Origin of the sequence: Melioribacter sp., from assembly GCF_049325435.1 — a bacterium.
GTDB classification, from domain to species: Bacteria; Bacteroidota; Ignavibacteria; order Ignavibacteriales; family Melioribacteraceae; genus Melioribacter; species Melioribacter roseus.
This window is the reverse complement of the sequence record NZ_JBMOLD010000013.1, coordinates 52963-71676: the sequence shown is the minus strand read 5'-3', so window position 1 is coordinate 71676 and position 18714 is coordinate 52963. Positions and strand designations below refer to the sequence as shown.

The following is an 18714-nucleotide window of genomic DNA, read 5'->3' as shown; positions in this document are numbered from 1 at the left end:
ATTGAATAATTAATTATTAATTAGAAACATTTTATATTACATTACCATACCGCCGTCGACGGTTATAACCTGTCCGGTTATATAATCCGAATCGCTGCTGCATAAAAACGCCACGGCTTTAGCAACGTCTTCGGGTTTACCCAATCTTTTTATAGGAACATTCGCTAATATAGCTTCTTTTTGCTGGTCGGTCAATTTATTTGTCATATCGGTTTCGATAAATCCCGGAGCCACTACGTTCACATTAATATTTCTGGAAGCGAGTTCTTTTGCGTTTGATTTTGAAAAACCGATTATGCCCGCTTTCGAAGCGGCATAATTTGCCTGTCCCGCATTTCCGGTCAATCCCACGACGGAACTGATGTTTACAATTTTACCGTATCGTTGAGAAATCATGCTCTTTAGAGCGGCTTTCGTATAGTTGAAAACGCTTTTCAAATTTGTATCTACAACCGAGTTGAAATCATCAGGCGACATCCGCAAGAGCAAATTGTCTTTCGTTATCCCGGCGTTGTTGACGAGTATATCGACGCCTCCCAATTTTTCGATTGCAAATTTAACCGTCTTTTCCGCGTCTTCAAACGAAGCGGCGTCGGCTTTAATACCGAATACATTTTGATTGCCGAGCTCGGTTTCGAGTTGACGAGCCGCTTCTTCCGAACTGTGATATGTAAATACCACCGAGCAACCTTCGTTTACCAATTCTTTAACAATAGCTCTGCCGATGCCCCGTGTGCCTCCGGTAACTATTGCCCTTTTATCCTTTAACTTCAATTTTCCCCTCATTCAATTTTTTGAAATATTCCTCTCTGTATTCCGCTAGTTCTTTATAGCCGTCTTCGCCGAGAATATGGATAATTTCATCTTTGCAGGTTTCGAAAACCGTAGATGGCTGATTCTCGGGTTTATTGCAATAATGCAGACGATTTAAGTGGTCGTCGTCGATAGTAAGCGCGCCTTCGTAGACCACCAAAGGGAAAATTATGCAGTAGAAAGGTTTATATTCCCACTTGTATATTCCTTCCTGCATTGCCATTTTTTGTAACGTACAGTACCCGATTTTATCGAGGAAGACGCATTTTCCGTTATAGACCTGAGTGCCAACCGCTATGCCGGATTCGAAGTCTTCATCTTCTTCCGGAGGTTCGAACCATTTATCCGGATCTTTAATCTGGGAATCGTCCATAGCTGCAATGACTTTATCTTTCATAGCCAGGATTTTGTCGGCTTCGTACTTATCAGTATATACTCCGTAATAACAACACTCTCCGGTACAGATACAGGCGTCGCACCCTTTTACAAATTTGTGGGTAAAGATAAGCGGATCGACATAAAGACCCTTAATTTTCTTTTCGAACTTTTTTTCTTCGGCCATCAGAGATACCTATCCAAATCTGAATATTTTTCGATACCGAATATACGGACATCCGGATTAATTCTCTTAACCAATCCCTGCAAAACTTTGCCTGGACCGATTTCATAAAATTCATCGGCGCCGTCATCAATCATATTCTTTATCGATTCTTCCCAGCGCACGGGGCTTGTAAGCTGAGCCAACAACAGCTCTTTTATTTCATCCTTGTTTTGTACGGGTTTAGCCGTAACGTTTGTGTAGACCGGTTTTTTAGCGTCGTAAAACGGCGTCGAATCGAGCGTTTCTTTCAATTCGTCTCTTGCATTTTCCATTAAAGGCGAATGAAACGCTCCGCTTACCACCAGTTCTTTCACTAACTTAGCGCCTTCTTGTTTGGCAATTTCCATAGCTTTTCTGACGCCGGTTACCGAACCGGAGATTACAATCTGTCCGGGCGAATTAAAATTGGCGCATTGTACAATGCCATCACTGCTGGCAAGATTGCAAATTTCTATTAATTTTTCAGGCTTCAATCCGACTACCGCAGCCATTGTGCCCGGCTTTTCAATGCCGGCTTTCAGCATTGCTTTACCGCGCGCATGAACGAGTTTGACCGCCTCGTAAAATTGAACGGCTCCTGCCGCAGTCAAAGCAGAATATTCCCCGAGAGAATGTCCCGCCACAAAATCGGGTTCCAGCGTTCTTATCAAACTGCTTAGAACAACGCTATGAAGATAGATTGCCGGTTGCGTAACATCCGTTTGTTTTAATGATTCCTCGGGTCCGTTAAACATCAGATTTCTTAACGGCAAACCCGTGGCTTCTTCGGCGGTTAAAATCATTTCTTTGGCTTCGACGGAGTTCTCAAATAAATCTTTTGCCATCCCGACGTACTGAGAACCCTGTCCCGGAAATATAAAGGCTTTTTTACCCATCAATCCATACTCCAGGTTAAGTAAATAGCTCCCCATGTAAATCCGGCGCCGAAAGCCGAAAGGATAAGATTATCGCCCTTCTTCAATTTACCGTCGCGATAATATTCAGTCAAACAAAGAGGTATTGTGGCGGCTGTTGTATTTCCGTATTTATCAATATTAATCATTACTTTATCCTGTGAAATTCCCATCCGTTCGGCAGTAGCGGAAATGATGCGTAAATTAGCCTGATGAGGAACAAGGTAAGCGACGTCTTCGGGTTTTAGATTGTTTTTTTCCATTATTTCATAAGAGACGTCCGCCATTCCTTTTACGGCTACTTTGAATACAGCTTTACCGTCCTGATAAATATAATGGAGTTTTTTGTCGACGGTTTCGTGAGATGCGGGCATAAGACTTCCGCCGGCTTTCATGTAAAGACTGTCTTTCCCGGAACCGTCGCAATGCAGGATAGAATCTTTAATGCCATACGATAAATCTTCGGTCGGTTCGAGCAAAACCGCCGAAGCTGCGTCGCCGAAAAGGATGCAGGTATTGCGGTCCGTATAATCCGTAATAGAGCTCATTTTATCGGCTCCGACGACCAGCACTTTTTTGTATCTGCCGGATTCTATCAATGCGGCGCCGGTTTGCAAAGCAAATAAAAATCCTGAACATGCAGCCGAAAGATCGAATCCCCAGGCGTTTTTTGCGCCTATTTTATCCTGAACCAAACAAGCCGTCGACGGAAAAAACATATCGGGCGTAACGGTAGCAATAATTATTACATCAATTTCTTCGGGTTTCAAATCCGAGTTTTTAATCAAGTCCTGAATAGCGCCTACTGCCAAGTCGCTCGTTGCTCCGTTTTCCAAAATTCTTCTTTCTTTTATGCCCGTCCGCGTTATAATCCACTCGTCGGAAGTTTCAACAATCGATTCGAAATATTTATTGTCAAAGACTTTATCCGGGACGTACATCCCTACAGCCGTGATTGCAGCATTAATTGGTTTATATGGAGTTGCCATATTCTTTAATTGCTTCCTCGAATTTTTGAATAAGATTTTTTTGATGCATCTCTCTGGCTCTTAAAATCATGTTTTTGATTGCCAAAGGGGTACTTGAGCCGTGTCCTATTATACTGATACCGTTCACTCCGAGGAGGGGTACGCCTCCGTACTTCTGATAGTCCATATCCGCAAGCGACTTTTTCAGTACGCCTTTAGTAACTAGCGCCTTAATTTTATTAAGGAGCCCCTCGTTCGCATAATCTTTTATTTTTGTTCTCAGGAATGTAAGTACGCTTTCGCCGAATTTAAGCAATATGTTTCCGACAAAGCCGTCGCAAACTACAATATCTGCTTTGCCGTTAAGGATATCTCTTCCTTCTACATTACCGATGAAATTGAGATTAGAATTTTTAAGAAGCTGATAAGTCGAGAAAACAAGTTCGTTGCCCTTAGTTTCTTCTTCGCCGACACTGAGCAGTCCTACGGAAGGATTTTTTATTCCGTAAATTTCTTTGGCAAAGATAGTTCCCAAAACCGCGTATTCGAAAAGGTGCTGCGGTTTGCTGTCGACGCTTGCCCCGGCGTCGAATACAAGACAAAATTTTCCTTCGGATGTCGGGAATGTAGCTCCGATTGTCGGCCGGCTAACTCCTTTAATTCTGCCCATAATAAGCGTCGAAGCAGCCATTACAGCTCCTGTATTCCCGGGGCTTACAAAAGCGTCTATTTTCTTTTCTTTAATTAATTTTGCGCCCACAACAATCGAAGAGTCCGGTTTCGATTTGATGGCAGAAACCGGCGAGTCGTCCATTTCGATTGTTTGAGAGGCGTGATGAATAAGATTTTCGTCAAGCTCGATTTTTTCTTTTGCGAGAGTCTTTAGAATTTCCTCGCGGTTGCCAATCAAAGTGATATCGATCGAATTGTCTTCTTTAATTGCATCGAGAGCGCCCAGGATATTATTAAGGGGGGCATAATCTCCCCCCATAGCATCAATTGCAATTCTACATTTGATGTCGGAAATATTAGAATTCATTTAAACAATGATTATTTTTATGATTCCGGTACAAATACTGACTTGCCAGCATAGTATCCGCAATTAGGACAAGCGCGGTGACTTAATTTCAATTCACCGCATTGAGAGCAGCGACTTAAGGAAGGAGCCGAAGCTTTGTAATGAGTTCTGCGCTTATCTCTCCTGCTTTTTGACATTTTACGTTTCGGATTAGGCATCGTTCGACCTTTGTTTAGTTATTGAATTTCAATTTTTTCAGTGGTTCCCAAATATCATTATCAACTTTTATATCGCAATTGCAACTGCCTTCGTTCAGATTCTGACCGCAATGAGGACAGAGACCTTTGCATTCTTCTTTGCATAATTTTTTCAGAGGTATCGCCAATTCGACGTAATCGAACACGTCTTTCGTTATGTCGATTTTGTCTTCGTCCGGCGACAAATAAAAAACATTATATTCTTCCAGGCGCGAGTTCTCTTTTGAAAAGAGATAACTCAACTGAAAATGATTGTGCAAACTCGTTTCGTATTCTGAATTGCATCTGTCGCACGTCAATCTGGCGCTTGCGTCCACATCGAAATCGATTATTATCTGATGCGCCGATTTATCCATCCTGCAATTGACTACTACATTGCCGTAGAAACTCTCGTCCAAACCGATATTTTTAACCGGTTCGTCGAATTTAATCTGATGGATACCGTCTGAAAAATTTGTATATTTTATAATCATTTTAACAAAGAGCAAAAAATTACCTCAAAATATAGTATGTGATATCCTTATAATCAAGAATAGTTAAATATTTGAGACCGTTCAAATGCTGATAATTATTTCATTAATAGCTTCACTCTTGCCGGCTTCGCTCTATCTTTACTTTATCTGGAAGACGGATAAAAACGAACCGGAGCCCGTTTCATTTATTTTTTTCCATTTTATATGGGGGGCAGTGGGAGCGGTAATTGTGGGAGCTGCCGGCAGTTATTTTATAACGACTGCTTTCGGCAACAGTATATTTCCGGACTTATTAGAAGCCGTGGTTTCAGCGCCGGTAGCGGAAGAATTTGCCAAAGGTCTTTTTTTGCTCTTTTCTTTCAGATCGATGAAATTCGATAATATTACTGACGGGCTCGTCTACGGCGGAGCCATAGGACTCGGGTTCGGGATGACCGAAAATTTTATTTACTTTATTACTTACGAGGGTCTCGTTAAATACTGGGTCGTTCTGGTCGTTATACGCTCTTCGTTTACAATTATAATGCACATGATATCGACGTCGGTTGTGGGCGCAATGTTAGGAATGGCAAAATTTTCCGAAGGCGTTTCAAAGATTTATCTGATATTCGGAGGTTATTTTACAGCGGTTCTTTTTCACGGCGCATGGAATTTTTCCGTCAGTTTTATGGAAACTTTTTATTTCGGTTTGATTTTTATAATTGCTTTGACAATATTTTTTGTGATGTTTTTCAGGTATTCGCTGGCAAAAGAACAACTGATTCTTCAAAAGGAACTTTTTGAAGAAGATATTCCCAATGAACATAAATTAATACTTGTCTCCAACAAAAGATTCAAAAGGGGCTGGATTGACGAAAGCATAAGAAAATTATACATCAAGACGGCGATCGGTTTGGCTTTTAATAAGCATCAGTATAAAATTAGCAGAGGCAATCTAAAAGATTTCTACGCATCCGAAATCGAGCGGAAAAGGTCGATAATTAAAAATATAATCGGGAAAATATGAGTCTAAAAGTGGGAATATTCGGAGGTACATTCGACCCGATTCACATCGGTCATTTGATTACTACACAGTACGTACTCGAAAAAAGAAAATTGGATAAGATAATATTTGTCCCGTGCCATATTTCTCCTCATAAGACGGATAAAAATTCTTCCAATCCGATTCACCGTCTTAACATGCTCAGACTCGCAATTGAAGATATTCCCTATTTCGATTTGACCGATTATGAAATCAGAAAAGGAAACATATCATACACTTACGACACGATAGTAGAACTTAGAAAAACTTACGCCAATATTGAACTGATTATCGGATACGACAATCTGGTTGTGTTCGATAAATGGCACAATCCGGACAAGATTGTAGAACTTGCAAAACTTGTGGTAATGAAGAGGGTAATCGATAAAGAAACCGGTACGAAAAACAAGTATTTCGAAAATGCAATTATTTTAGATACGCCGACAATCGAAATTTCATCGTCGGAATTGAGAGAGAGAATTAAGAACAATCTGCCGGTATCTTTTATGGTGCCTCCGAAAGTGGAAGAATACATCCGAAAAATCAATTTATACAGAGAGTCATGACAGACGAAAACTTTATAAAAAAAGTTAGAGAGCAGGATAAAAAAACGGTTTCCCGCGCAATAACGCTTATCGAATCTTCAAACGGTTCGGCAAATCAATTATTGAAATCGCTGCATAAATTCACGGGAAATGCGTATCGAATCGGAATTACCGGGCCGCCCGGAGCCGGAAAATCGACATTGACTAATCAACTGACGCGCTACTACAGGCGTCTCAACAAAACGGTCGGAATTATTGCAGTCGACCCGACGAGTCCGTTTTCAGGGGGCGCGCTTTTGGGCGACAGAATCAGAATGTCGGATATCGGTTCTGATCCGGGAGTTTTTATCAGAAGCATGGCTACGCGAGGAAGTCTGGGAGGATTGAGCAAAAAAGCCGTAGAAGCCGCCGATCTGCTCGATGCCGCGCAATATGACATTATTATTTTCGAAACTGTCGGCGTAGGACAGTCGGAACTCGATATCGCAAAAGCTGCAGATACAACTGTGGTCGTTCTGGTTCCTGAATCGGGCGATTCGATTCAAGCGATGAAAGCCGGTTTGATGGAAATTGCAGATATATTTGTTATCAACAAAAGCGACAGGCAAGGCGTGGACGCAACTTATACTGCCCTAACAACTATTCTTCATCTCTATAACAGAAAAGAAGTTGTGCCGGAAGTTATTAAAACAGTAGCGTCCGAAAATAAGGGAATTGAAGAATTGGCTGTGGAAATCGAAAAACATCGTAAATCGCTTATTGAGTCGAACCTGCTCGAATCGAACAGAATGAACAAACTGAAAGAACGCATACTCGAAAATCTTAATTATCTGATTAACGAAGAAATTTCCGGAATTATCGAAACGAGCCTTATTCACGAACTGGCGGAATTGACTCTTGAAGGGAAACTCTCTTACGTGGAAGCATCGGAATTGTTGTTAAATAAATATAAACAGAAATTGCTCGGGAAATGAAAAAAATTTTTTCCGGGCTTTCAATCATATCCGTATTTTTTTTCTGCCATGCTTTAAAAGCTCAGTCAATCTACGAAGGAATCGGCTACGCTTCGGAAACAATTATTTCGCTTAAGAGCTGCGGACATAAATTAAACGATGTTCAACTTGTGGATTCGCTTTACAGTAGAGTTCTGAACTTTTACGACGGGGATGTTTCCGAGACTATGCTGGCGCTTACGTTAGCGTGTTTGCCGTTCAACAAAATCAATGTGCGATTTCTTTTTGGTTCGCGATTAATCATTCCCCTGCCCTCTCCTTCGGATTCGATATTTAATGAGCGCACGGCAAGTCTTCCGTCGGAGCTGTTTTACGACTCGCCGGAATCGGAATTTGGAGATAAAGACAAACTTTCGCATTTTTTCGGCAACGCTTTTATAGCGTATAATTTCGGGCGTTTCAATTTATCCGATTTTATCGGTATTTTTGTGGAAAACATAGAGCAGGAACTCTTTGTCGAAGGCGATTACAGTTTTAAAGATATTCTTGTAAACGGACTCGGAAAACTCTACGGTTATAATCTAAGAAGCAATAAAAGTTTAATGCCTTCGGATTTCCTGAATTTTTATCATTTCCTTTTTATGAGGTTCTAAATATGAAAAGCGTGCTTATTATCGACGACGAAAAGGAAATTTGCGAATCGATTAAAATGATTCTCGAATACGAAGACTATGAAGTAGATTACACTACGGAACCCGAAACAGGATTAAAAAAGGTCGAATACGGAAACTACAGCGTATTATTGCTCGACATACAAATGCCCGGATTAAGCGGTTTTGATATTCTGAATAGAATCGGCGATAAAGAAAACGTACCCGAGATAATTATTATTTCGGCGCATGCTAATCTCGGCAATGCGGTAAAAGCGACAAAACTTGGCGCCTTCGATTTCATTGAAAAACCGATAGACCGCGATAAATTGTTAATATCCGTCCGAAACGCTTTCCTTCAGTATAAATTACGCAGAGAAAATAAGAAACTGAAAGCCGTTGTAGAATACGAAAATAAAATCATCGGCAACAGCAGAGCCATTGAATCGATTCTCGAAACTGTGGAACGAGTCGCTAAAACGGATGCTCGAATTCTTATAACGGGCGAAAACGGCACCGGCAAGGAATTAATTGCCCAGGAAATTCATAAAAAGAGCAACCGATCCGACAAAGAATTGATCGAAGTCAATTGCGCTGCGATTCCACAGGAATTAATCGAATCGGAATTGTTCGGGCATGAAAAAGGAGCTTTTACCGGCGCTATCAAAGACCGTATCGGTAAGTTCGAACTTGCCCACGGCAGCAATCTGTTCCTCGACGAAGTCGGCGATATGAGCCTGCAGGCGCAGGCAAAGGTTCTTCGTGCAATCGAAGAAGGCAAAATTGAAAAAGTAGGCGGCAGCGGCAAAATTGAAGTCGACGTGAGAATCATTTCGGCTACCAATAAAAATTTGATCGAAGAGATTGAAAAAGGAAATTTCAGGGAAGATTTATACCACCGTTTGAACGTCATACCGATACATATTCCTCCTTTGCGGGAAAGAAAGGAAGATATACCTTTGCTGATTCGACATTTTTCCGATTTCTTCTGCCGAAAGAATAAATTCAATCCAAAAGAATGGGATGCAGACGCAGTTGAATATTTGAAAAATTTACCGTGGAAAGGCAATGTGAGAGAGTTGAGAAACTTTGTGGAAAGAGCCGTAATTATGATACCGCACGATAAAATTAAGAAAAACGATTTGCTGCCGCATCTGCCCGATACACAGATAAAGACAGACGAACTTTTCTCGTCAGTAAATTCATTTCAGGAATTCAAGGAAAAATCGGAAAAAATATTTATCGAAAAACAATTAAAAGCCAACGATTGGAATATTAGCAAAACCGCAGAATTGCTTGGCATTCAGAGAAGCCATCTTTACAATAAAATAAAAAAATACGGTATAGAAAAGGAGCAGTAATGGGAGAAACAATTTTCTCGAAAATTATCCGTAAAGAGATACCCGCCGATATCGTCTACGAAGGCGACACGGTATTGGCATTCCGGGACATTAATCCTCAGGCTCCTGTCCACGTTCTGATAATTCCCAAAATTACCGATATCGAAACCGCAAAAGACATCAATCCCGCGGAGCACGGTCAATTATTGGCAGATATGTTCGAAGCCGCCAATAAAATCGCAAAAGATTTGGGAGTTTCAGAAAGCGGATACCGGCTGGTAATCAATTCCGGTCGGGATGCGGGACAGGAAGTATACCATTTGCACATGCACCTTTTGGGAGGAAGAAAGCTTAACTGGCCTCCGGGTTGATTCAGTCAACCCGGTTTTTCAAAGCTTTATCAGCAATATCTTTTCGATAATAAATACCGTCAAAAAATATTTTAGTTAATCCTTCGTATGCTTTTTGCTTAGCTTTGATTAAGCTGTTTTCGTTAATAACGGACGTAATATTTAACACTCTACCTCCGTTTGTATAGATTCGTCCTTCCTTTTCTATGGTGCCTGCATGATAAACTATAATTTGCGGGTCTTCAATGTCAAGTCCTCTTATTTCCTTCCCTTTTTCATAAGGTCCGGGATAACCTTTTGATGCGGCTACCACACAAACCGAAGAGCCACCGGTGTACGAAACCGCAGATTTGTCGATAGCGCCCGAAGCAGCTGTGTAAAGCAATTTAAGAAAATCACCTTGCAAAAGCGGGAGCACGGCTTGGGTCTCCGGATCGCCGAAACGGCAATTGTATTCAACTACTTTAGGTCCGTCAGGAGTTAACATCAAACCGCAATAAAGACAACCTATATATTCATTGCCCGTTTCTCGCATTGCATCAATCGTAGGCTTTATTATCTCATCCTCGATTTTTTTCATCATGTCGTCATCTACAAAGGGAGTCGGAGCGTAAGCTCCCATGCCGCCCGTGTTTTTGCCGGTGTCGCCTTCGCCAATTCTCTTGTGATCCTGCGCTGCCGGTAGCACTACGTAATCCTTCCCGTCGGTTATTGCAAAAACCGAGGCTTCCTGTCCCGTCATAAATTCTTCAATTACAACTTTATCGCCAGCGGAGCCAAACGCAGAATTAAGAAAGCAATCGTCGACTGCCGCTTTTGCTTCTTCGAAATTATCTGCTATAACAACTCCTTTGCCTGCGGCAATACCGTCCGCTTTGATTACGGCGGGGAAGGTTGAATTTTCCAGATACTCCAAAGCATCCCGATATTGATCTTTTGCGAATACTTTAAAATCAGCGGTAGGAATATTGAAATCTTGCATTAATTTTTTTGCAAAAGATTTTTCGCCTTCAATCCTGGCGGCATTTTTATCCGGACCGAACACTTTAATTCCTTTACTTCTGAGGGCGTCTGCCAAACCGTTTGTTAGCGGTTTCTCAGGACCGACTACTGCCAGCTCAATTTTTTGAGCCAGGCAAAACTCTACGATTTCGTCGTTATTATCGGGATTTAATTGAATGTTCGAACCTAACTTTTTCGTGCCCGGATTGCCGGGGATAATAAAAAGTTCTTCTAATAAAGGGCTCCGGGAGATTTTTAGAGCAAGAGCATGTTCTCTTCCCCCCGCCCCGATTACTGCAACTTTCATATCGGTTCCCTCAAACTAAATTGAAACAGCTTGGTTAATTGTTCGGTTAATAATTTTCTGTCGTGTTTGGCGACAAATTCTTCAGTCGGAACAGGCAGTTTGTTCTCCGAGTAATCGGAATAAATTTGCACAAATGCATTTTTAATTTCATCGATATTGTCCGGAGAAGTAATATAAGAAGCTCCGTATTCAATCAATGCAGTTTTTGCCGCGCCATCGGGAACGCAGCCGAGAATCGGTTTGCGCGCGCCGAAATATTCGAAAAGTTTACTTGTGGATATTGTCTCGGCGTTTTTTGTATTTCCGATCGTCATCCAAAGTATGTTCGTCGCTTTAAGTCTTTTTACCGTATCTTTATGTTCGATGTACCCGTGGATTTTAACCGACTCGTTGAGTCCTAAATCCACAATCAATTTTTTATATTCGTCGCGGAGAAGTCCGATAAATTCCAGTTCGATATTCGACGCTATATCTGGCCGTTCGACTGTCAGCTTTTTAAACGCTTTCAGAAAATAGACCGGCGTAATCGATTCGTAGAAAAGTCCGGAATATGTAAAGCGCAGTTTTTCTTTACTCAACAGGTCTTCTTCCACTTCAACGTTAAAATCTTCCTGGTCGTAACCGTGAGGAATAATTACGACTTCTTCGAAGGTAAGGAAAGGATAGGTCTGAATCAGATATTCTTTTATTCTTCTGTTAACAGCAACCACCCTGTCCGCAGCGTGAAGACTGCCGTATTCAAGTTTTTTATGTTGACTTCTGTGATACGGCGTAGGATAATAAGCAAAATGATTGTCGAGCCACAGGTCTCTGTAATCTACAATCAACGGTATATTGAATTCTTTTTTTAGTTTAGCGGCATATACGAACGACGAATAAGGGGGAATGCTTACAAAGATGACGTCGAAATGTTCGTTTTGCAGCAACTCGCGCGCTTTTTGGTAAGCGCGCACAGCCCACGATTTCTTATTGTCCGGTATGAAAAATGTTTTGGAAAAATTCGAAAAGATTTTTCTAATGAATTCTTTCGGAACATTTACTGTGCCGTATTTTTTCCCGATAATAGAATTAAGATCAAGCGATTCGGTTCTTATTATTCGAAGGTCTTTGACTTCGTCGAGCAGACTTAAGTCGTGAGCGTAATACGCCACTTTACCGGTTGTAATAATTGTGGGTTCCCAGTTAAAATGGGGCAAATACTTAGTAAATTTTTGTACTCTTTGTACCCCGCTCAAACCCATCGGCGGATAATAGTATGCCAGAACCAGAACTTTAAACATATCGGATAACAGGTTTAATATTTTTTAGAAATTTGATAATTGGGAGCTTCTTCAGTAATTACCACATCATGTGGATGGCTTTCTCGCAGTCCTGCTGAAGAGATTTTAACGAATTTGGTTTTATTTTTTAATTCGTGGATGTTTTTTACTCCGCAGTATCCCATAGCGGCGCGCAAGCCGCCTACAAACTGATAAATTGTATCTGCCAACGAGCCTTTGTAAGGGACTCTGCCTTCTATGCCTTCGGGCACCAATTTTTTGATATCTTCTTCCATATCCTGGAAATAGCGATCGCCGCTGCCCTGTTTCATAGCTCCGAGAGAACCCATTCCTCTGTATACCTTGAAACTTCTGCCTTCAAAGAGGACTTTTTCGCCGGGAGCTTCATCGCATCCAGCCAGCATGCCGCCCATCATAACCGTATCGGCTCCCGCAGCAATGGCTTTCGGCACATCGCCGGTTTGTTTAATACCGCCGTCGGCAATTATAGGCACTTTCTTTTTCGAAAGAGCGCTTGCAACTTCGAGTATTGAACTTATCTGAGGCACTCCGACACCGGCAACGACTCTGGTAGTACAAATTGAACCGGCGCCGATTCCGACTTTAACCGCGTCCACTCCGCATTCAACCAGTTCGAGCGCAGCTTCTTTTGTAACGATATTGCCGGCTATCAATTGTATATCTTTAAATTTCTTTCTGATTTCCTTAACTGTTTTCAATACTCCGGCAGAGTGACCGTGAGCCGTATCAACGACAATCACGTCGGCATGGGCTTTGACAAGCGCTTCTACGCGCTCGATAGTATCTTTTGTAACTCCGACAGCGGCTCCCACTCTTAACCTGCCCAGATCGTCTTTGCACGCATTCGGGAATTTTTTCTTTTTCATAATATCTTTGTAAGTAATCAATCCTTTCAATATTCCCTTCTTATCGACTACGGGCAATTTTTCAATTCGATGACGATGTAAAATCTTTTCGGCTTCTTCGAGCGTAGTGCCTATCGGCGCGGTAATTAAATTTTCTTTTGTCATTAATTGACTTACGAGCAAACTGCGATTCGGTTCGAATCTCAAATCGCGGTTTGTAAGAATTCCGATCAATCTTCCTTTGTCGTCAACAATCGGAATGCCGGATATTCTGTACTTCGACATAATTTCTTCAGCCTGATAAATCGTATGGTCAGGAGTAAGTGTTATCGGATTGACAATCATCCCGCTTTCCGAACGTTTAACTTTGTCAACTTCTTCAGCCTGTCTTTCGATCGACATATTTTTATGAATAATGCCGATGCCTCCCTGAGCTGCCATTGCAATTGCCATTTCCGATTCTGTAACCGTATCCATTGCAGCCGAAATAAATGGTATATTCAACTGTATTTCACGTGTGAGGTAAGTCGTTATATCGGTTTCTCTCGGCAATACCGAAGACTTAGCGGGTATTAGCAATAAATCGTCGAACGTCAAACCTTCGAATTCAATTTTACTGTTCTTCATGAAAACCCCAATTTCTCTTTTTTTAATTCACAAATTTAAGTAAAAGCTGGGAAACCTGTAATATCTTCCCCGATAATTAATGTATGCATTTCGTGAGTGCCTTCATAAGTTTTTACAGAATGAAGATTCGCGGCATGTCTCATAACCGGATATTCATTTAAGATACCGTTTGCTCCCAGAATTTCGCGGGCAATTTGAGCTATTTCGAGAGCTTTTTCGCAATTATTTCTCTTAGCCATCGAAATGTGCGTGTGTTTTGCTTTTCCAATGTCCTTCAACCTGCCTATCTGAAGATTTAATAACTGCGCTTTGGTTATTTCAGTAAGCATATAAACAAGCTTTTCCTGAGTCATCTGGTATGCGGCAATCGGTTTGTCGAATTGGATTCGCGACTTTGAATAATCGACAGCGCTTAAATAACATTCAATCATTGCGCCCGTAACTCCCCATGCGATTCCGTATCGCGCCTGGTTAAGACACATAAGAGCGGATTTTAATCCCGTTGTTTGTGGCAGTAAATTTTCCTCCGGAATTTCCACATTATCCAGAATCAATTCCGACGTAACGGAAGCGCGCAATGAATGTTTTCCTTTCATTTCGACTGTCGAAAAACCTTTGCGGTCTTTTTCGACAATAAAACCTCTTACATTGCCTTCGAGTTTCGCCCATACAATTGCAACATCCGCGATTGAACCGTTGGTAATCCACATTTTTGCGCCGTTTAACAGATAACCGTCCTTTGTTTTATCGGCTTTGGTCAACATGCCGGCGGGATTCGAACCGAAATCCGGCTCGGTAAGACCAAAGCATCCGACGGCTTCGCCTCTTGCCAGTTTCGGCAACCAATAGTCTTTTTGTTTTTCCGAGCCGAAAGTATAAATCGGATACATTACGAGCGCAGATTGAACCGAAGCAAAACTTCTTATTCCGCTGTCTCCCCTTTCCAACTCCTGCATTGCCAAACCGTAGGCGACATTATTTAAATTCGCGCAACCGTATTTCTCCGGAAGCGTAATACCGAAGATTCCGAGTTCTGCCATCTTGGGTATCAAATTGCGCGGGAATGTTCCTTCTTCGTAATGTTTTTCGATAAGCGGGATTATCTCCCGACGAACGAATTCATAAATATTATTTCTAACTAAAATTTCCTCCTCAGAAAGGAGAGAATCGAGTTCCAGATAATCAACACCGCGATATGCCGACATATAAGCCACCTTTAAATATGAACTTAAAAATAAACAGTTTGGAATTATAAGCAAAATTATTCGTAGTCGGAAAAATCGTATTCGCTCAACAATTTCATAATAAGATCGGAAGAGTAACCTTTAGATTTCAAGTAGGAAAATAATTTTTGTTTCTTTTTGCGAGATTCGGTTTTAATGAAAGCGGAGGTTTTTATTTTTTTATTTAGTAAATCCCGGGCGTTTTCAAGCAGTGTATTCTCATTAATATCATTCAAAACATTTTCGATAATTTCTTTGCTTACTCCCTTTTTAATTAAATCATTTCTGACTTTATTGATTCCCGATTTCTTTTTATCAACCGCTTCTTCGGAGTATTTGCGGGCAAAGTTGTAATCGTTCAGATAATGCTTTTCCGAAAGTTCGGTTATCAATTCATTAATCAGATTGATATCGAAACCTTTTTTTAACAATTTTCTTTTGAGTTCGGCAGAAGAGTGATCTCTCCTGCCGATTAATCTATATGCCGCCGCTTTTATATCGAAAAGTTCGTCCGCTTTAAGAAGCCGATTCAATAACTTTTCGTCCACGTTGTCCCCTTTGCGCAGGGCAAATTGGACTGCCACATTATAATTAACGTATAACGAAGAAGAATCGTCGAACGTAATTTTTACTTTGTTGTTTTTTCGTAATAAAGAATTAATTATCATTTCGATTTTTTCTTCTGGGCTTCTTCCTTATTTTCTTCTTCAGGCGGAGCTTCGATCATTCCGAGAGCAGTTTTAACTTCTTTTTCCATTTCGGCAAAGAGTTCGGGGTCTTCGAGTAATTTTTGTCGCATCTGTTCCCGTCCCTGGTATCTTTCTTCTTTATAAGTAAACCAGGCGCCGCTTTTTTTGAGTATCCCGGCTTCTGTAGCCAAATCAATCAAGTCGCCGGCTTTGCTGATTCCTTCGTTGTAAAGTATGTCGAATTCAACTTCTTTGAACGGAGGCGCCACCTTGCTTTTAACGATTTTAACTTTTGTTCTGTTTCCCACGATATTGTTCGAATCTTTGATAGCGGCAATTCTTCTGATATCGAGTCGTACCGAAGCATAGAACTTTAGAGCGTTGCCGCCAGTGGTGGTTTCCGGATTGCCGAACATAACTCCGATTTTGCTCCTGAGCTGATTTGTAAATATTACGCACGTTTTAGATTTGCTGATTGCTCCAGTAATTTTCCTTAGAGCCTGCGACATCAAACGAGCCTGCAATGCCATTTGGGGATCGCCCATATCCCCTTCGATTTCAGAGCGCGGCACAAGCGCAGCCACGGAATCCACGACTATAACGTCGAGAGCGTTGCTTCTGATTAGAGTATCTACGATTTCGAGAGCCTGTTCGCCGAAATCAGGTTGAGAGATCAACAAATTGCTTACGTCTACGCCGAGTCGTTTCGCATAATTAACGTCGAGCGCATGTTCGGCATCTACGAATGCAGCGATGCCTCCCTTTTTTTGCGCTTCCGCAATTATATGGAGACAGAGAGTCGTTTTACCTGAAGATTCGGGACCGTAAATTTCGATGATTCTGCCTCTGGGTACGCCTCCTATTCCGAGCGCATAGTCGAGCGATAACGAACCGGTCGAGATGGCTTCCACTTTGTTAATCACGCCATCTCCAAGTTTCATTATGGTTCCTTTGCCATATGTTTTTTCGAGATTTGCTATTGTATCGTCAAGAATTTTCAGTCTTGCGTCTTTTTCAAGCGCCATTATTCCTCCTGTTATTCAATTTAAAACTTTCAATCGGTTGATAAACCGAACCCGCCGGTTTAAGTATGCTTCTGTACAAAGTAATTTCATCTGAAATGAATTCGGGTAAATCAATACCTAATTTTGTAAAATTTTTAATCCGATTCAAATGCCTGTCGTTTTTTATTCTCAGCAACGTCAGGTGAGTTTTGAATTTTCTGTTTTCTTTTTTGAAGCCAAAATTTTCCATTATATTTTCAATTTCCTCGTGGAATCGAAGAAGGTATTCATTTTCCAAAAAATCGAGATAGAGAATGGCGGGTTTTCCGTTTCTGTAAAAAAGCCCTGCCTTCGATATTTTCAAAGAAAACGGCGAATATCTATCTGCCAGATCGGCCAGCGAACGTGAAATATCCGGTATCAGATTTTCATCCGTATCGCCCAGGAATTTCAGCGTAATGTGAAGCTTATTTCTGCTTTCCCATTTCAAGTCGGATACATTTTCAAAGAAAGAATCGCGAAGTTCGATAATCCTGTTTAAAACAAATTCAGGCAAATCGAGCGCAATAAACGTTCTAATCGTCATACGGAATACCGAGTAAATTTCTTCTTATCATATCGAGAGCGGCCTGTGAAGCGCGGTCTTTATTAAGATGTCTGTCGTCGCCAAAGCGAAATTCCTTCGCCGTACAAATTGTATCGTCGCAAATTCCGATATAAACCAATCCTACCGGTTTATCGGGAGTGGCGCCGGTAGGTCCCATAATACCGGTAACAGACAGGCCTATATCGGTTCCGCTAATCGATTTTACTCCTTCGGCCATTTGCCGCGCCACTTCGATGCTTACAGCGCCGTATTTGGAAATTACATCTTCGTCCACTTTGAGCAATTCCACTTTAGCCGCATTGCTGTATGCTACGACACCTCTTTCCAGAAATTTACTGCTGCCGCTAATATTAGTCAAACGATGAGCGACGTATCCGCCGGTGCACGACTCCGCCACTGCTAACGTTAAGCCCCTATCGGTAAGAAGTTTGGCGACTACCGATTCCAGGGTCTCGTCGTCTTTGCCGTAAATATATTTGCCGATTTTTGTCCTTATTTTTTGTTCAATGGCTTCGATGCGCGATTTTGCCGACTCTTCGTTATCATCTTCAACCGTAATTCTGAGTCGTACTCCAAACTGATTTGGTAAAAAAGCCATTTTAACTTCGCCCAATAATTCTTTCAAGTCGCCGAGGCGTTCGTAAAGGTGCGATTCGGGTAATCCGGTAGTCAGCAAATTTTTTCTCAATACAATCTTTTTGCTGTCGCCCATCAAATCTTTTAATTTCGGGATTACAAAACTTTCCATCATAAGATGCATTTCGTAAGGTACGCCCGGCATTGCTATAAATATCTTATTTTCTTTTTCAATCCAGATGCCGGGAGCGGTTCCTCGGCTGTTACGAATAGGAACGGCTATTTTAGGAACCAACGCCTGTTCTTCGTTTATTTTTGTTAATTGTCTGCCTCTGCTTTCAAATAATTTTTTGATGTCGTTCAAAACGTCCTGATTCATTACAAGTTCGGTATCAAAAAAATCGACAATAACTTTACGAGTAACGTCGTCGTGAGTAGGCCCGAGACCTCCTGTTACAAGAACAAGGTCGGAATTATTAAACGCTCTTTCGAATTCGTTCCTGATAGCATTTTCATCGTCCGGCAATACGGACGAACCGATTACGTCGACACCCAATTCGGAAAGCTTTTCTCCGATGTAGGCGGCATTTGTGTTGACTACCTGGCCGATAAGAATTTCATCACCGATAGTGATAAGAAATGCATTCATGA

21 protein-coding genes are annotated in these 18714 nt (G+C 41.5%); 6 read left to right on the top strand and 15 right to left on the bottom strand.

Translation table 11 applies throughout. The features are described 5' to 3' along the window. Window positions 1–36: 36 nt before the first annotated feature. From fabG to ACOYVE_RS09220, 7 genes are read right to left on the bottom strand one after another with little or no spacing between them, the layout of a single operon-like run. Window positions 37–774, bottom strand: a complete 738-nt coding sequence (fabG, locus tag ACOYVE_RS09250; RefSeq protein ID WP_014857114.1) for a 3-oxoacyl-[acyl-carrier-protein] reductase — start codon at window positions 772–774, stop codon at window positions 37–39. After that, window positions 758–1375, bottom strand: coding sequence for a DUF3109 family protein (locus ACOYVE_RS09245; RefSeq protein ID WP_014857113.1), 618 nt, complete (start codon window positions 1373–1375; stop codon window positions 758–760). The genes fabG and ACOYVE_RS09245 overlap by 17 nt, the downstream gene beginning before the upstream one ends. After that, window positions 1375–2289, bottom strand: coding sequence for an ACP S-malonyltransferase (gene fabD, locus ACOYVE_RS09240; protein WP_014857112.1), 915 nt, complete (start codon window positions 2287–2289; stop codon window positions 1375–1377). Before fabD ends, ACOYVE_RS09245 begins: the two co-directional genes overlap by 1 nt. Further along, window positions 2289–3296, bottom strand: coding sequence for a beta-ketoacyl-ACP synthase III (locus ACOYVE_RS09235; protein WP_041356082.1), 1008 nt, complete (start codon window positions 3294–3296; stop codon window positions 2289–2291). Before ACOYVE_RS09235 ends, fabD begins: the two co-directional genes overlap by 1 nt. After that, window positions 3280–4314: a phosphate acyltransferase PlsX gene (plsX, locus tag ACOYVE_RS09230; RefSeq protein ID WP_041356081.1), complete on the bottom strand. Its 1035-nt coding sequence runs from the start codon at window positions 4312–4314 to the stop codon at window positions 3280–3282. The genes ACOYVE_RS09235 and plsX overlap by 17 nt, the downstream gene beginning before the upstream one ends. A 17-nt stretch (window positions 4315–4331) precedes the next feature. Next, window positions 4332–4511 carry a 50S ribosomal protein L32 gene (gene rpmF / locus ACOYVE_RS09225; RefSeq protein WP_014857109.1) on the bottom strand — a complete coding sequence of 60 codons (180 nt, stop codon included), beginning with the start codon at window positions 4509–4511 and terminating at the stop codon, window positions 4332–4334. A gap of 14 nt (window positions 4512–4525) precedes the next feature. After that, window positions 4526–5038 carry a YceD family protein gene (locus ACOYVE_RS09220; RefSeq protein WP_014857108.1) on the bottom strand — a complete coding sequence of 171 codons (513 nt, stop codon included), beginning with the start codon at window positions 5036–5038 and terminating at the stop codon, window positions 4526–4528. Between the two features lie 70 nt (window positions 5039–5108). On the opposite strand from ACOYVE_RS09220, the gene ACOYVE_RS09215 reads away from it, so the two are divergent. Genes ACOYVE_RS09215 through ACOYVE_RS09190 form a run of 6 tightly spaced genes read left to right on the top strand, consistent with a single transcriptional unit; the run spans window position 5109 to window position 9903 of the window. Further along, window positions 5109–6029 carry a PrsW family intramembrane metalloprotease gene (locus tag ACOYVE_RS09215; RefSeq protein ID WP_422881641.1) on the top strand — a complete coding sequence of 307 codons (921 nt, stop codon included), beginning with the start codon at window positions 5109–5111 and terminating at the stop codon, window positions 6027–6029. Beyond that, window positions 6026–6610 (top strand): nicotinate-nucleotide adenylyltransferase, encoded by a 585-nt coding sequence (gene nadD / locus ACOYVE_RS09210; protein ID WP_014857106.1) that lies wholly within the window; start codon window positions 6026–6028, stop codon window positions 6608–6610. The genes ACOYVE_RS09215 and nadD overlap by 4 nt, the downstream gene beginning before the upstream one ends. After that, the gene (gene meaB, locus ACOYVE_RS09205; RefSeq protein ID WP_014857105.1) at window positions 6607–7563 is read left to right on the top strand and encodes a methylmalonyl Co-A mutase-associated GTPase MeaB; all 957 of its coding nucleotides are present in this window, start codon (window positions 6607–6609) and stop codon (window positions 7561–7563) included. The genes nadD and meaB overlap by 4 nt, the downstream gene beginning before the upstream one ends. Beyond that, window positions 7560–8195, top strand: a complete 636-nt coding sequence (locus tag ACOYVE_RS09200; RefSeq protein ID WP_014857104.1) for a hypothetical protein — start codon at window positions 7560–7562, stop codon at window positions 8193–8195. The genes meaB and ACOYVE_RS09200 overlap by 4 nt, the downstream gene beginning before the upstream one ends. A 2-nt stretch (window positions 8196–8197) precedes the next feature. Next, window positions 8198–9553 carry a sigma-54-dependent transcriptional regulator gene (locus ACOYVE_RS09195; RefSeq protein WP_422881639.1) on the top strand — a complete coding sequence of 452 codons (1356 nt, stop codon included), beginning with the start codon at window positions 8198–8200 and terminating at the stop codon, window positions 9551–9553. Further along, window positions 9553–9903, top strand: a complete 351-nt coding sequence (locus ACOYVE_RS09190) for a histidine triad nucleotide-binding protein (protein ID WP_014857102.1) — start codon at window positions 9553–9555, stop codon at window positions 9901–9903. Before ACOYVE_RS09195 ends, ACOYVE_RS09190 begins: the two co-directional genes overlap by 1 nt. Before the next feature lies 1 nt (window position 9904). Here the strand turns inward: ACOYVE_RS09190 and purD are convergent, their stop codons facing one another. Genes purD through ACOYVE_RS09150 form a run of 8 tightly spaced genes read right to left on the bottom strand, consistent with a single transcriptional unit; the run spans window position 9905 to window position 18712 of the window. Next, window positions 9905–11191, bottom strand: coding sequence for a phosphoribosylamine--glycine ligase (gene purD / locus ACOYVE_RS09185; protein WP_014857101.1), 1287 nt, complete (start codon window positions 11189–11191; stop codon window positions 9905–9907). After that, window positions 11188–12471: a glycosyltransferase gene (locus ACOYVE_RS09180; protein ID WP_014857100.1), complete on the bottom strand. Its 1284-nt coding sequence runs from the start codon at window positions 12469–12471 to the stop codon at window positions 11188–11190. Before ACOYVE_RS09180 ends, purD begins: the two co-directional genes overlap by 4 nt. Window positions 12472–12485: 14 nt before the next feature. Next, on the bottom strand, window positions 12486–13964 hold the full coding sequence (gene guaB, locus ACOYVE_RS09175) for an IMP dehydrogenase (RefSeq protein ID WP_422881637.1): 1479 nt from the start codon (window positions 13962–13964) through the stop codon (window positions 12486–12488). Between the two features lie 35 nt (window positions 13965–13999). Further along, window positions 14000–15169 carry an acyl-CoA dehydrogenase family protein gene (locus tag ACOYVE_RS09170; RefSeq protein WP_014857098.1) on the bottom strand — a complete coding sequence of 390 codons (1170 nt, stop codon included), beginning with the start codon at window positions 15167–15169 and terminating at the stop codon, window positions 14000–14002. A 56-nt stretch (window positions 15170–15225) separates the two neighbouring features. Then, window positions 15226–15855 (bottom strand): regulatory protein RecX, encoded by a 630-nt coding sequence (locus ACOYVE_RS09165; protein WP_422881635.1) that lies wholly within the window; start codon window positions 15853–15855, stop codon window positions 15226–15228. Further along, complete coding sequence (gene recA / locus ACOYVE_RS09160) at window positions 15852–16901, bottom strand: recombinase RecA (RefSeq protein ID WP_014857096.1); 1050 nt, start codon at window positions 16899–16901, stop codon at window positions 15852–15854. Before recA ends, ACOYVE_RS09165 begins: the two co-directional genes overlap by 4 nt. After that, window positions 16891–17466 (bottom strand): RNA 2',3'-cyclic phosphodiesterase, encoded by a 576-nt coding sequence (gene thpR, locus ACOYVE_RS09155; protein ID WP_014857095.1) that lies wholly within the window; start codon window positions 17464–17466, stop codon window positions 16891–16893. Before thpR ends, recA begins: the two co-directional genes overlap by 11 nt. Beyond that, complete coding sequence (locus ACOYVE_RS09150; protein WP_014857094.1) at window positions 17456–18712, bottom strand: competence/damage-inducible protein A; 1257 nt, start codon at window positions 18710–18712, stop codon at window positions 17456–17458. Before ACOYVE_RS09150 ends, thpR begins: the two co-directional genes overlap by 11 nt. Window positions 18713–18714 lie beyond the last annotated feature (2 nt).

What these genes read in the sequence shown, in the direction of transcription:
- ACOYVE_RS09245 (WP_014857113.1), bottom strand. Translation starts at nt 1,375, where the DNA reads ATGGCCGAAGAAAAAAAGTTCGAAAAGAAAATTAAGGGTCTTTATGTC.
- fabD (WP_014857112.1), bottom strand. Translation starts at nt 2,289, where the DNA reads ATGGGTAAAAAAGCCTTTATATTTCCGGGACAGGGTTCTCAGTACGTC.
- ACOYVE_RS09235 (WP_041356082.1), bottom strand. Translation starts at nt 3,296, where the DNA reads ATGGCAACTCCATATAAACCAATTAATGCTGCAATCACGGCTGTAGGG.
- plsX (WP_041356081.1), bottom strand. Translation starts at nt 4,314, where the DNA reads ATGAATTCTAATATTTCCGACATCAAATGTAGAATTGCAATTGATGCT.
- rpmF (WP_014857109.1), bottom strand. Translation starts at nt 4,511, where the DNA reads ATGCCTAATCCGAAACGTAAAATGTCAAAAAGCAGGAGAGATAAGCGC.
- ACOYVE_RS09215 (WP_422881641.1), top strand. Translation starts at nt 5,109, where the DNA reads ATGCTGATAATTATTTCATTAATAGCTTCACTCTTGCCGGCTTCGCTC.
- nadD (WP_014857106.1), top strand. Translation starts at nt 6,026, where the DNA reads ATGAGTCTAAAAGTGGGAATATTCGGAGGTACATTCGACCCGATTCAC.
- meaB (WP_014857105.1), top strand. Translation starts at nt 6,607, where the DNA reads ATGACAGACGAAAACTTTATAAAAAAAGTTAGAGAGCAGGATAAAAAA.
- ACOYVE_RS09200 (WP_014857104.1), top strand. Translation starts at nt 7,560, where the DNA reads ATGAAAAAAATTTTTTCCGGGCTTTCAATCATATCCGTATTTTTTTTC.
- ACOYVE_RS09195 (WP_422881639.1), top strand. Translation starts at nt 8,198, where the DNA reads ATGAAAAGCGTGCTTATTATCGACGACGAAAAGGAAATTTGCGAATCG.
- ACOYVE_RS09190 (WP_014857102.1), top strand. Translation starts at nt 9,553, where the DNA reads ATGGGAGAAACAATTTTCTCGAAAATTATCCGTAAAGAGATACCCGCC.
- purD (WP_014857101.1), bottom strand. Translation starts at nt 11,191, where the DNA reads ATGAAAGTTGCAGTAATCGGGGCGGGGGGAAGAGAACATGCTCTTGCT.
- ACOYVE_RS09180 (WP_014857100.1), bottom strand. Translation starts at nt 12,471, where the DNA reads ATGTTTAAAGTTCTGGTTCTGGCATACTATTATCCGCCGATGGGTTTG.
- guaB (WP_422881637.1), bottom strand. Translation starts at nt 13,964, where the DNA reads ATGAAGAACAGTAAAATTGAATTCGAAGGTTTGACGTTCGACGATTTA.
- ACOYVE_RS09170 (WP_014857098.1), bottom strand. Translation starts at nt 15,169, where the DNA reads ATGTCGGCATATCGCGGTGTTGATTATCTGGAACTCGATTCTCTCCTT.
- ACOYVE_RS09165 (WP_422881635.1), bottom strand. Translation starts at nt 15,855, where the DNA reads ATGATAATTAATTCTTTATTACGAAAAAACAACAAAGTAAAAATTACG.
- recA (WP_014857096.1), bottom strand. Translation starts at nt 16,901, where the DNA reads ATGGCGCTTGAAAAAGACGCAAGACTGAAAATTCTTGACGATACAATA.
- thpR (WP_014857095.1), bottom strand. Translation starts at nt 17,466, where the DNA reads ATGACGATTAGAACGTTTATTGCGCTCGATTTGCCTGAATTTGTTTTA.
- ACOYVE_RS09150 (WP_014857094.1), bottom strand. Translation starts at nt 18,712, where the DNA reads ATGAATGCATTTCTTATCACTATCGGTGATGAAATTCTTATCGGCCAG.